General features: G+C 54.0%; 12 protein-coding genes. 9 read left to right on the top strand and 3 right to left on the bottom strand.

Annotated elements, in window-relative coordinates; translation table 11 throughout:
* Positions 1-238, bottom strand: a 238-nt coding sequence (locus B5D58_RS12645; protein WP_143779554.1) for a transposase, incomplete at its 3' end; no start/stop codon positions are given.
* A gap of 143 nt (positions 239-381) precedes the next feature.
* Between B5D58_RS12645 and B5D58_RS12640 the strand changes: the two genes are divergently transcribed.
* The 3 genes from B5D58_RS12640 to B5D58_RS12630 all read left to right on the top strand — a co-directional run bounded on the left by B5D58_RS12640 (position 382) and on the right by B5D58_RS12630 (position 4,811).
* Entirely contained in the window at positions 382-1,659 is a 1,278-nt protein-coding gene (locus B5D58_RS12640) for a flavin-containing monooxygenase (RefSeq protein WP_011112697.1), read from the top strand.
* An 85-nt stretch (positions 1,660-1,744) separates the two neighbouring features.
* Positions 1,745-2,059: a DMT family transporter gene (locus B5D58_RS12635; RefSeq protein ID WP_011112696.1), complete on the top strand. Its 315-nt coding sequence runs from the start codon at positions 1,745-1,747 to the stop codon at positions 2,057-2,059.
* Positions 2,060-2,405: 346 nt separating this feature from the next.
* A complete protein-coding gene (locus B5D58_RS12630) occupies positions 2,406-4,811 on the top strand; it encodes a Tex family protein (RefSeq protein ID WP_011112695.1) in 2,406 nt (801 codons plus the stop codon).
* A gap of 88 nt (positions 4,812-4,899) precedes the next feature.
* Here B5D58_RS12630 and B5D58_RS12625 read toward each other — a convergent pair whose 3' ends face one another.
* Both B5D58_RS12625 and pmbA read right to left on the bottom strand, forming a co-directional pair.
* Positions 4,900-5,820 (bottom strand): DMT family transporter, encoded by a 921-nt coding sequence (locus tag B5D58_RS12625; RefSeq protein ID WP_011112694.1) that lies wholly within the window; start codon positions 5,818-5,820, stop codon positions 4,900-4,902.
* A gap of 75 nt (positions 5,821-5,895) precedes the next feature.
* Positions 5,896-7,263, bottom strand: coding sequence for a metalloprotease PmbA (gene pmbA / locus B5D58_RS12620; RefSeq protein ID WP_011112693.1), 1,368 nt, complete (start codon positions 7,261-7,263; stop codon positions 5,896-5,898).
* A gap of 241 nt (positions 7,264-7,504) precedes the next feature.
* On the opposite strand from pmbA, the gene yjgA reads away from it, so the two are divergent.
* From yjgA to ltrA, 6 genes are all read left to right on the top strand, one after another.
* Positions 7,505-8,041, top strand: coding sequence for a ribosome biogenesis factor YjgA (gene yjgA, locus B5D58_RS12615; protein ID WP_011112692.1), 537 nt, complete (start codon positions 7,505-7,507; stop codon positions 8,039-8,041).
* 146 nt (positions 8,042-8,187) lie between these two features.
* On the top strand, positions 8,188-8,580 hold the full coding sequence (locus B5D58_RS12610) for a hypothetical protein (RefSeq protein WP_143023783.1): 393 nt from the start codon (positions 8,188-8,190) through the stop codon (positions 8,578-8,580).
* 11 nt (positions 8,581-8,591) lie between these two features.
* Positions 8,592-9,365, top strand: coding sequence for an exodeoxyribonuclease III (locus B5D58_RS12605; RefSeq protein ID WP_011112690.1), 774 nt, complete (start codon positions 8,592-8,594; stop codon positions 9,363-9,365).
* Positions 9,362-10,729 (top strand): AmpG family muropeptide MFS transporter, encoded by a 1,368-nt coding sequence (locus B5D58_RS12600; protein WP_011112689.1) that lies wholly within the window; start codon positions 9,362-9,364, stop codon positions 10,727-10,729. Before B5D58_RS12605 ends, B5D58_RS12600 begins: the two co-directional genes overlap by 4 nt.
* 510 nt (positions 10,730-11,239) lie before the next feature.
* Positions 11,240-11,386, top strand: a complete 147-nt coding sequence (locus tag B5D58_RS14240; protein ID WP_158297474.1) for a hypothetical protein — start codon at positions 11,240-11,242, stop codon at positions 11,384-11,386.
* Positions 11,387-11,481: 95 nt separating this feature from the next.
* On the top strand, positions 11,482-12,783 hold the full coding sequence (gene ltrA, locus B5D58_RS12590) for a group II intron reverse transcriptase/maturase (RefSeq protein WP_198407847.1): 1,302 nt from the start codon (positions 11,482-11,484) through the stop codon (positions 12,781-12,783).
* The last annotated feature ends 106 nt before the right edge of the window (positions 12,784-12,889 follow it).

Below are 12,889 nucleotides of genomic sequence, written 5' to 3'. Positions count from 1 at the left end.
CGAATATCTTTTCCCAAATACCGGCCTGTGCCCACCGCGTAAAGCGTTTGTGAGCAGTTTTCCATTTGCCATACCGCTCCGGCAGGTCATGCCAGTGCGCACCAGAGCGTAAAACCCATAAAACACCATTTATAAACAATAGATTATCCGCGCCATGTCGGCCACGATCCCCAATTTTACCCGGTATAAACGGCTCTATTCGACGCCATTGCTCCCTGTTCAATTCATAGCGTTTCATACATTCCTCACTGAAAATGTTAAACCTCTTTCAGTAAAGCAAAAATTATAGATGTTGGAAATCCGTAAATGTCGATTTGCCTTAACACCCCAAGGGCAGGGAATTGAGTCTGAAGACTAAGTACTAGCCACAAAAGGTAATCAATGAGGATTGCAATCATCGGTAGCGGCTGCTCTGGTCTCACTGCCATCAAAAATCTGCTCGATGCAGGGTTGAAGGAGATCATCTGTTTCGAGAAAAGTGACCAGATCGGTGGCAACTGGGTATATACAGCAGCTCCAAGTCACAGCAGCGTAAGCGAAGCCACTCATATCATTTCCAGCAAGGCTTTATCACAGTTCAGCGACTTCCCGATGCCTGACGATTATCCCGATTACCCCAGTCACCAGCAAATACTCGCGTATTTCCAGGCGTACACACGGCATTTTCATCTGGATCACTATATTCGATTCAATACAGCGGTGCTCCGTGCTGAAAAGATTGAAAAAGAACGCTGGTGTTTGCATCTGGATGATGGCACTCAGGCAGAGTTTGACTACTTGCTTGTTGCCAATGGTCATCACTCCGTACCACGCCATCCTGACTGGAAAGAGTGCTTCACGGGAAAGTATCTGCATGCGCATGAGTACAAAACCAACCAGGGGCTTGAAGGCAAACGCATACTCGTAGTCGGTGCCGGTAACTCAGGGTGTGATTGCGCGGTAGAAGCCAGCCGCGTGGCTGCACGAGTAGATATCAGCTTGCGTTCGCCACAATACATTATTCCCAAATTTATCATGGGTCGTCCTACCGATACTTTTGCCGCTACTTTCCACTGGCTGCCTCAAAGCGTACAGGATGGGCTACAAAGAATCAGCCTTCGTCTCCAGATCGGGCGTTATCATGATTACGCATTACCAGAGCCAGATTTTTCTCCAACCCGGGCGCACCCAACCATCAACTCAGCGTTATTCGATAAGATCCGACATGGCAAAGTGCATCCTCGCCCCGGTATCCAGAAAGTTTCCGGGCAAACGGTATATTTTGCTGACAACGCTACAGCGCAGTATGATGTGCTCATTGCTGCTACCGGCTATAAAATCAGCTTCCCATTTTTTGATCGGGATTTTCTTGACTGGGAAGAAGCGGCTCATATTCCACTTTTCCTGCGAATATTTCATCCGGATCATCCCAGTTTGTTTTTTGTCGGCTTGATTCAGCCGCAGGGCTGCATTTGGCCACTTGCCGAAATACAGGCCAGGTTGATAGGCCAATTATTAACAAACAAAATACAGCTGCCACTAAACTGGCGTAAATTGGCGCTATCAGAAGGGAGAAACCGGGCACAACAATTTATTGCGCGTCCCCGTCATTCGATAGAAGTTCATTATTATCCTTACCTGAAACAGCTACAGCGGATGATTCAGGGACAAATCAAATAAAACGCGAATTTCCTGATTGAGGACGACCTCATCTTCGGGACAATCTACTATCCGGGACGACCTGGTATCTTTCAATGGAGATGAGATGGCTTGGATGATGCTGATTTTTGCGGGCTTACTTGAAGTGGGCTGGGCTTTCACGATGAAACTCTCGAATGGCTTTACCAACCCAGTCTATTCCATCATTACCATTGCGGGTGTAATTGCCAGTTTTGTGCTGCTTTCACTCTCGATGAAAATACTTCCGCTCGGCACAGCCTATACGATCTGGACCGGGATTGGAGCAATAGGCGCATTTATGGTAGGCATCTTTGTGTTGGGAGAATCAGTGACTCCCTTGCGGCTTCTGGCAGCCGCCCTGATCATCAGTGGTCTGGTCTTGATGAAACTGTCATCCTGATCTGATAAGACTTTGTCGATTATGGCTGTCAGGTTGTTTCCTCCATCGACAGGCTGCGGAAATACCTGTTTTTATATTTACGGCGGGTGCAGGGAAATGCCGGATTACCGGCTTACTTTCCTGCCTTTCGGATAATATATTAATTAGAATATGCGCCTTTGCCCGAGTGATGAAATTTGCAGGTAGACACGATATATTGCGATTCATTTATGGCGGTATATTCATCTGAAGATCTGAGCACAACTACGCCAGATTGGCTGAGGCGTAAGAAATCTCAGGATTTTTCTCATTGATATCCGGTTTTGCTCTCGATTTTCTCTTTCGATTTCTCTTTTTCACAAACTTCATGACTTCTACAGCCCCATCTGCTGTTTCAGAGCCAACGCAGAAAAAAATCATCAACACCATCGCCGAAGAACTTGATGTCGCACCGCGGCAGATCAGCGCAGCGGTAATGCTGCTGGATGAGGGGGCAACCGTACCCTTTATTGCGCGATATCGCAAAGAGGCGACCGGTAACCTGGACGACACACAACTGCGCTTGCTGGAAGAGCGGCTGGCTTATCTGCGTGAGCTGGAAGCACGACGACAAGTTATCCTGGCTTCGATCGAGGAGCAGGGCAAGCTCACCGATGAACTGCGTCATGCCATCGATCAGGCTGCTACCAGGCAGCTTCTGGAAGATATTTATTTGCCTTACAGGCCGAAGCGCCGCACCCGGGCACAAATCGCACGTGAAGCCGGACTGGAGCCGCTAGCGGATACGCTTCTGGCAGATCCGACACTCGATCCTGAGCAGGAAGCCGCAAAATATATCAAGGTGGTGCCGGCTGCTGAGGGGGTGGAAGCGATCAATGTTCCCGATACGAAAACAGCACTTGAAGGTGCGCGCGATATTCTGGCTGAACGCTTTGCGGAGACAGCGGATTTGCTCGTTGTACTGCGTAGCAAGCTCTGGCAGGAGGGGGTGGTGACTTCGACAGTCGTTGCCGGTCAGGAAAAGGCAGAGGAAGAAAAATTCCGTGACTATTACGCTTATACCGAACCGGTACGGTTGATTCCATCGCACCGTGCACTGGCATTGTTTCGCGGTCGTGCGCTGGGCGTGCTCAGAATCGATCTGGATCTGGACGAAACAGCCCGGGAGAGCATTCCACATCCCTGCATCGCCATGATTGCAACACATTTCGGGATCGAAAACCGTGATCGGAAAGCGGATAAATGGCTTGGGGATGTTTGCCAGTGGGCCTGGCGTGTCAAAGTACATCTGCATCTCACTACCGAACTGTTGTTGCAGGTGCGTGAAGCGGCAGAAACAGAGGCGATCAGGATTTTCAGCCGGAACTTGCGTGAATTGCTGCTGGCGGCTCCGGCAGGCCCCAAGGCCGTGCTCGGGCTCGATCCGGGTTACCGTACCGGCTGCAAAGTGGCTGTGGTCGATGCTACCGGGAAATTGCTGGAAACCGTGACGATTTATCCGCATCAGCCACGGAATGACTGGCAGGGTTCGCTGGCAACCCTCGTGCAACTGGTACACCGGCATGGCGTTGAACTGATTTCGATTGGCAACGGGACAGCAAGCCGGGAAACCGACAAACTGGCTACCGAAGTTGTCAGGCTGGTTGCGGAACAGTCCCCCGAATCGAAGCTGACCAAAATTGTTGTCAGCGAGGCAGGCGCCTCGGTTTATTCAGCGTCCGCACTGGCTGCAGCAGAATTTTCCGATCTGGATGTGAGCCTGCGCGGTGCTGTTTCCATTGCCAGACGCTTGCAGGATCCCCTGGCAGAACTGGTCAAGATCGAACCCAAATCGATTGGCGTCGGCCAGTATCAGCACGATGTGAATCAGCGTATTCTGGCGCGATCACTCGATGCTACGGTGGAAGATTGCGTCAATGCGGTCGGTGTGGATGTCAATACCGCATCTGCTCCGCTGCTGGCTCAGGTTTCCGGTCTCAATCGTGTACTTGCGCAGAACATCGTCAGCTATCGTGATGCCCATGGCCCGTTTTCAAACCGGCAAACGCTACTCAAGGTGCCGCGTGTGGGGGAAAAAACATTCGAACAGGCTGCAGGTTTCCTGCGCATCAACGATGGTGATAATCCACTGGATCGTTCCGCTGTTCACCCGGAAGCCTATCCGGTGGTCGAACGTATCCTGGCGCGCCTGAAGAAGGGAATCGGGCAGGTGATGGGCCAGCCGGGCACACTCAAAGGGCTTTCTGCCGAAGAATTTACCGATGAAACCTTTGGTTTGCCAACCGTGCGCGATATCCTGACCGAGCTGGAAAAACCCGGCCGTGATCCGCGTCCGGAATTCAAAACAGCCGTTTTTCAGGAAGGGATTGAATCAATCACCGATTTACAACCCGGGATGATTCTCGAAGGTGTCGTGACCAATGTAGCCGCTTTCGGTGCATTTATCGATATTGGCGTGCATCAGGATGGTCTGGTGCATGTTTCTGCGCTAGCGAACAAATTCATCAAAGACCCCCATCAGATCGTCAAACCGGGGCAAGTCGTCAAGGTCAGGGTACTGACGGTGGATGCGGTACGCCAACGTATCAGCCTGACTATGCGAATCGACGATATTCCTGAAACAATCAGCCAGCCGGAAACACGAAAAGCCAGGCCGGATGACCGACAATCCCGGCGAGGTTCCCGTTCACTACAGACTGCGTCCAGAACAGGGAAATCTGAACCTGCCGGTGCGCTGGCCCTTGCACTGGCACGAGCGAAAGAGAAAAGATAAAACCTGAATCGCGCAGTTGAATTGATCGTATGGTTGATAACCCGATCAGAAGCAAAGATTCAAGCACAGAAAACGATGGAGGAAGTCGTCAGCTGTGGGGGCTGGTATCTGCTATGGTTGCTGACTCGGGATCATTGTGTTTCACCTGAGCATGTTTGCCGACGGCAACGACTGCAACCACGAGAGTGGCCACCAGCCAGGTCATGAGATCTGCGTGTTCTCCCAGTAGCAATACGGAGGCAATGATGGTCAGAAACGGTTGCAGCAACTGGGTTTGCCCTACTTTTGCGATACCACCGAGAGCAAGTCCGTGATACCAGGGAAAGAAGCCGAGGTACTGGCTGATGACCGTGAGGTAAATGAATCCCAGCCAGGATTCGAGCGGCAGATTCAGCGATACCGGTGCGTAATGAATGGCAGGAATGATCAGGATGGGAAAAGAAAAAACCAGCGCCCACGAAATGACCTGCGGCCCGCCCAGTGATTTGGACAGCCTTGCTCCTTCCGCATAACTGACACCGGCACAAACGATAGAACCGAACAGCGCAAGATCAGCCGGGTGGAGTGTTCCACCCGCTCGACTGAGCGAATAGCCGACCACCAGCCCCGCCCCTATCAGTGCAAACAGCCAGAATTTCATAGAAGGACGTTCATTGGAAAACAGGGCTGCTGCCACCGCAGTAGCCAACGGAAGAATACCGAGGACAACACCGCCGTGCGAAGCATCCACATACAGCATTGCCCAGGCAGCGAGCAGCGGAAAACCGATCACAGCGCCTGCTGCAACGATGATCAAGCCTTTGGCTTCTTCACGTGTTGGTAAACGCTGACGAGTGAACCATAGAAAAACGGCTGCCAGCACAGCAGCACCGGCTCCCCGGCCAAGCGCCACGAAAACGGGATCGAGCGCACTCAGTGCCGCCCGCATGGCCGGAAGTGTGAGGGCAAATGCAGTAACGGCGATCAGCCCGTACACATAGCCGAGATTTTCGTTGCGCGTATTTGTCATGAAAACCTTGTTTGACCGGATAGGAGTTACAGGCTGGTGATCGAATGAGGAATGATCTGCTGCGGTGTGCCCGGTTTAATGTCCGGCGATGGTCATGCGTTCGATCAGTAATGAACCGCACTGGCGTGAGCCGCGTACGATGACATCATTACCGACAGCGACGATGCCGGACAACATATTTTTCAGGTTGCCGGCGATGGTGATTTCTTCTACAGGGTGAGTGATTTCACCGTTTTCCACCCAGAACCCGGCTGCTCCCTGGGAATAGTCTCCGGTGACGAGGTTGACGCCATGGCCGAGCAGTTCGGTAACCAGCAAGCCCTTGTTCATTTTTTTCAACAGAGCATCGAAAGATAACGAAACATTATTTTCCACGATCAGGTTATGGTTGCCGCCAGCATTGCCGGTGGAACGCATACCGAGCTTGCGCGCCGTGTAACTGCCCAGAAAATAGCCTTGCACGACACCATTTTCCACCACTTTGCGCGGATGAGTGGCGACACCTTCATCATCAAACGCACAACTTGCCAGACCTTTTTGAAGATGCGGTAACTCACTGATCTGAATGGTTGCCGGAAATACCTGTCTGCCAATACTGTCCAGCAGGAAGGAAGATTTCCGGTACAGGCTGCCGCCACTGATTGCCTGGACGAAATAGCCGATCAGGCTGGAGGCGATGGTCGATTCGAACAGTACCGGCACTTCGCAGGTTGCGATTTTGCTGGCGCCGAGGCGTGCCAGGCTGCGCATACCGGCTTTTTTGCCGATTTCTTCGATGGCTTCGAGATCACCCGCCGCGCGTGCAACGCTGTACCAGTAATCACGTTGCATGTTGTTCTGCTCGCCGGCGATGACCGCGCAACTGATGCTGTGGCGTGACAGTGGATAACCGGCGCAGAATCCGAGCGAATTGGCGTAAACGAAGTGTGAGGCGCCGGCCGATACGCTGGCGCCTTCGGAATTGGTAATGCGTTTGTCAGTTGCCAGGGCAGCTGCTTCGCACTGGCGTGCCAGTTCGATGGCTTCTTCGACAGGTAGTGACCACGGGTGGTAAAGATCGAGATCCGGGAAGGAAGTCGCCAGTAAATCCTGGTCAGCCAGCCCGGCGTAAATATCATCTGCCGTGTATCGGGCAATCGACAGTGCGGCAGAGACGGTTTCGCGTATCGCCTGTGGAGAAAAGTCCGAACTGCTGGCATTGCCCCGCTTATGCCCGATATGGACGGTAATGGACAATCCTTTGTCACGCGTGTATTCGATGGTTTCGACTTCTCCCTGGCGCACGGTGACGTTCTGACCGGAGCCTTCCGAGACATTCATTTCACAGGCGTCAGCCCCTCCCTTGTGGGCGAGCGTCAGTACATCGTCTGCGATCTGTTGCAGAGTCTCAACGGAATAAGAAAAGGATTGCGGTTGTTCGGGGTGATGATTCGAGTTGTCCATATAAATTGGGGAGGAGACGGTTTATCAGTGCATTGAAACAGATTCCACTTCCAGATTGGCGTGAGCCTGGTGCTGATCTGGCTGGAGGCGGAATGAAACAGGAACGACTGCTTGCAAGTTCGGGCTGTCAGTGGCAGAGAGAGGCTGTGAAACCAGTTCCTGCTGTACGCTGATGTTCTTCAGCGCGCCCTGTTTTCCAAAGCAGGTTATGATAACAGTTTATTGACTGTTCCCGATACGAGTGACTGTGTCCGACCATCCGCAAACTGTTTCCCAGCCTGATCCCGAATCTGAATCCCGGCCCAGCAAAACCCGCCTCAAGCAGGAAATGCATGCCTTGCAGGCATTGGGTGAGCGGCTGGTGGAACTTGAACCTGCCCGCATCGCAGAATTGGATTTGCCCGAGAAACTGGCAGAAGCATTGCTGGAAGCCCGCAAAATAACCAGCCATGGCGCACGCCGACGGCACCTGCAATTCATCGGTAAACTGATGCGTGCAGTTGATCCACTACCTGTTCAGGAAAAGCTGGATGCATGGCAGCATACCGGTATGCGCCATACCGCATGGCTGCATCAACTGGAGCGGTGGCGCGATCGCCTCATCAGTGATGAAACAGCGGTGACCGAATTCGTGCAAACCTATCCGCACACGGATGTGCGCCAGTTACGTACCTTGTTGCGTAATATCGAAAAAGAAAAACTGGCCGGTAAACCTCCCCATAATTTTCGTGCTTTGTTTCAGTTGCTGCGGCAGATTATTCCGGAAATACCGGGATAAACGGTATAAGTTGTCTGCGGTGATGAAAATACTGTTTTCGCGAGATGACATTGAAGCAATCTGCCAACGCTGAAAGGTCGTTTTTGCCGTTGCCTGAATTTTTGGAAGATTTGGATTTGTTTTGTTGATTTAAAGGAGATGAACGGATGTGGTTGAAATGGATGGTATGTTCAATGTTTCTAATGCTGATGGCTTTGCCCGTGACATCATCAGCCAATCAGCCAACTGGTACTAATAATGTAGCGGCAACGAAGTGCAAAGGTTGTTTTTGCCCGGGTAATCCCTGCCAGCTTTGCCGGCTGCCACCCCATACGGATGATCCGATTCCTGAGAATGAGCCGGAAACCTGTCGCCTCATCCGTGAGGCGGTTCCTCCTGCATCGTTCCAGCCGGGAGAAAATGAATATTTCGCTAATCTGGATAAAGCAACCATACAGTGTATCCGCAGTGGTGATGTCATTCCGAACACACGCCGTGTACCAGGCTATCCGGGGCGTGTCTATTGCAAGCCTGGTCTCCCTGCATTAGGCGCGCACTAATTACGATTTGTATGAGAATTATCACTTTGAATGTGAACGGTCTGCGTTCGGCAGCTGGCAAAGGGCTTTTTGACTGGCTTCCTCGACAGGAGGCAGATGTGATCTGTGTGCAGGAATTGAAAGCACAGCAGGGTGACATCAATGGAGTGATGCGTGCACCGGATGGCTACAGCGGTTATTTCCACTGTGCGGAAAAAAAGGGCTACAGCGGAGTTGGGCTCTATACCCGTTATTCTCCCGATCAGATCATAGAGGGAACCGGCATTCCTGAAATTGATATGGAAGGGCGTTTCCTGAGAGTGGATTTCGGCAACCTGACCGTTATTTCGATTTACCTTCCTTCCGGTTCGAGCGGAGAGCACCGCCAGGCAGCAAAATTTTTCTTCATGGAGCATTTTCTTCCGCTGTTGCAGTCGTTGGCAGAGTGTGGTCGTGAGGTGCTGCTGTGCGGAGACTGGAATATCGCGCATAAGGCAATCGACCTCAAGAACTGGCGTTCCAATCAGAAAAATTCAGGATTCCTGCCGGAGGAACGCGCCTGGTTGTCCACCGTGTTCGATGAATTGAAGTTGGTGGATGTATTTCGCAAGATCAACCCGGAACCGGATCAATATACCTGGTGGTCCAATCGTGGCCAGGCATGGGCGAAGAACGTGGGCTGGCGGATCGACTACCAGATTGCAACACCGGGGTTGGCAGCTATGGCAACCGGTGTCTCGATTTACAAGGCTGAGCGCTTTTCTGACCACGCTCCACTGACCATCGATTACGATTTCAATCTATGAAACCAGGCGCATGCGTCGGCTGGCTGCATGCACTGCGTATCTATACTCATCCGAGAGTGCTGGGCATGCTGCTGCTGGGGTTTTCTGCCGGTCTGCCCATGCTGCTGATACTCGGCACATTGTCGTTCTGGTTGCGTGAAGCGGGTATCGACCGTGCCACCATTGGCCATCTGAGCTGGGTGGGGCTTGCCTACGGTTTCAAATGGGCATGGGCGCCATTGGTTGATCGGATGCCATTGCCACTGCTGACTCGTTGGCTGGGGCGCCGCCGTGCCTGGTTATTGCTGTCACAACTGGCCATTAGCATGGCATTGATTGGTATGGCCCGTACTGATCCGGCGGAAGATCTGGTGCGCATGACAGTGTGCGCAATCATCGTGGCATTTGCTTCCGCTACTCAGGATATCGCACTGGATGCTTACCGGATCGAAGCGGTTGCGTTACGACTGCAGGGCGCGATGGCCGCAACCTATCAGGCAGGCTACCGGTTGGCGATGATTCTGGCTTCGGCAGGGGTATTGTGGATTGCCGCTGCACTGGATGCATCACCTGGTGAATACAGCGCTGCTTCCTGGCAGGTAGCCTATACCATCATGGCGAGCTGTATGCTGATCGGGATGATGACTACGTTGATAATTCGTGAACCGGAGGTACCCGTTGCACAATTGACGGTTAACAGTGGATCACGAGGAGCGACAGCATCAGCCCGGTTGCTTGCCTGGCTGGATAGTGCAGTGATTGCGCCGTTTCGTGATTTCATCATGCGCTACGGTTATCACGCACTATTGATTCTGGCATTGATTGCCATATACCGGATTTCAGACGTCGTCATGGGCATCATGAGCAATCCGTTTTATGTGGACATGGGCTATACCAAAGATGAAGTAGCCACCATCTCCAAAGTGTATGGTGTGATCATGACCATATTGGGCGCAGCCATGGGCGGTGTGCTGGTTGCCCGCATCGGCGTTATCCGTACCTTGTTTCTGGGAGCGGTATTATCAGCCGCCACCAATCTGCTGTTTGTATGGCTGGCGGGCAGAGGGCATGATGTCGGCGGGCTGGTCTTCACCATTTCAGCCGATAACCTGGCAGCAGGTATTGCCTCCTCTGCCTTTGTTGCCTACCTTTCAGGATTGACGCACGCTGCTTATTCCGCCACGCAGTATGCGTTGTTCAGCTCCATCATGCTGCTGCTGCCAAAATTTATCGCCGGTTTCAGTGGAGAATTTGTTGATGCTTACGGCTACGCCACATTCTTTACTGGCACTGCATTATTGGGTGTGCCGGTACTGGTGCTGGTATGGAAAGTAGGGCGAATTGACTTTGCTGGATCAGTGAGAAATAACTCGCAGGGAGAGTAATTAAATAGTGGAGTATTGGTTCTAGCGATGTATTTTGAGAAGAACTAACGCCGAGCTAAGGGGCAGACACAAGCGGCGCATAAAATGCGAAGCATGCGCCGGTTGTGGCTGTCCAGCGCCATTTATGGCGCGACCTTGAGCGACTTGTGTGCGCCCAGCATGGGCGCGAACTTATGGGGTGCAAGTCCCCTGTGGGAGTACCGACTTGGATTCATTGTGAACCGAGTATAACCACGAGCCGAAGGCAAGGGCAAGCCCGTGAGGGATTGTCTGGAGGAAGCCGGAGTGCAAGAGGTGCGAGGCGACGGACAGAAACCGCATAGAAGGCCGAGGCAGGCGAGGCGAGCTGGCACATGACAGCGAAGCCCAACGGTACGCCGGCCACGGTAAATGCGGCGCTTGTGCACCGACAGTTCGCGTTCTTACCTGGGGAGGTCTGTGCTGACGGCGGCCAGCCTGATCGTGACGATGACCCGGCCGGTCCCACCGGGCAACCAAGGACCAGGAGCCGTGGCGAGCTGCCCGCCACGAGCGAAGAAACCGGCAGCGACGCACGATCAGACGGGCAGCGCGTCCACTGGCAACGGTGGGCGTGACGGTGCAGAAGTCAGCAGAAGCCATAGTAGGCAGCCAGGTGTCGGGCTGCCGAAGGGCTGAACAACGAGATACTAAGGAGCAGACGTGACCGAACTCGACCAAACCGATGAAGCCCGCATGGGCCAGGCACGGCGGCGGTCGGCATGCACCGAGCCTTGAACCAAGACGACGACCATAACCAAGACGGCCAAGACCTGCTCGAGGCCGTGCTGGCCAGAGACAACCTGGCGCGGGCGTGGCGCAGGGTCAAATCCAATAGGGGGGCGCCGGGTATCGACGGCGTGACCACGGCGGAATGGCCCGAACACGCCCGCGCACACTGGCCAGCCACGCGCGAGCAGATCGAGGCCGGGCGATATCGGCCGCAACCGGTGCGACGGGTGGATATCCCCAAGCCCGATGGCGGCCAACGGCAACTGGGCATCCCGACCGTCACGGACCGGGTCATCCAGCAGGCCATCGCCCAGGTGCTCATACCGATCTTCGATCCGGGCTTTTCGGCATCGAGCTTCGGCTTCCGACCGGGCCGCAATGCACACCAGGCGATCCGCCAGGTGCAGGCGCACGTGAAGGCCGGCTACCGTTGGGCGGTAGATCTGGACTTGGCCAGGTTCTTCGACAACGTCAACCATGACCTGTTGATGAGCCTGCTGAGTCGAAGCATCGCCGACAAGCGACTGCTGGCCCTGATCGGGCGCTACCTGCGCGCCGGGGTGCTGGTCGGGGAGCACCCCCAACCCAGCGAGGTGGGCACGCCGCAAGGCGGGCCGCTCTCGCCGCTGTTGGCCAACGTCCTGCTGCACCAGTTCGATCTCGAACTGGAACGCCGCGGACACCGCTTCGCCCGCTACGCCGACGATGTGATCATCCTGGTCAAGTCCCGACGCGCGGCCGAGCGGGTGATGCAAAGCCTCACGTACTTCCTGCAATCCACCCTCAAGCTCACCGTGAACCTGGCCAAGAGCCAAGTCGCACCGATGAGTGAATGCAGCTTTCTAGGCTTCACTCTTGTGGGCAAGAAGATCCGCTGGACAGAGAAATCCCTGGCGAATTTCAAGCATCGGGTGCGGCAACTCACCGGCAGAAGTTGGGGCGTCAGCATGGAGTACCGGCTGGAAAAGCTCGGTCAGTATCTGCGGGGATGGTTCGGGTACTACGGGATCAGCCAGTACTACCGGCCGATCCCGGAACTGGACGAATGGATCCGACGTCGGGTGCGTATGTGCTACTGGAAACAGTGGCGCTGGGCGCGCACTAAGATCCGGCACCTGCTGGACTTGGGCATACCGCTGAAGGCTGCCATCCAACACGGCGTGAGCAGCCTGAGCTATTGGCGCATGGCCAGAACTCCGGTGACCCAACAGGCCATGTCCAACGACTGGCTCAGGGCACAGGGACTGCTCAGCATCAAAGACCTGTGGTGCAAAGCACAGAGCTACGGGCCGGACAAGGGTTGAAGGCGTCGTCGTCACACGAGCACGCTCGTTGAACCGCCTACTGCGGACCCGCACGGTGGGTGGTGTGGGGGCTGGGAGTTAAAAGCTCCCAGCTACCCGATTAGGC

This window comes from Nitrosomonas europaea (assembly GCF_900167395.1).
Lineage (GTDB): Bacteria > Pseudomonadota > Gammaproteobacteria > Burkholderiales > Nitrosomonadaceae > Nitrosomonas > Nitrosomonas europaea.
Note: the sequence above shows the minus strand (reverse complement) of the source record. Positions and strands in the feature narration are given on the sequence as shown.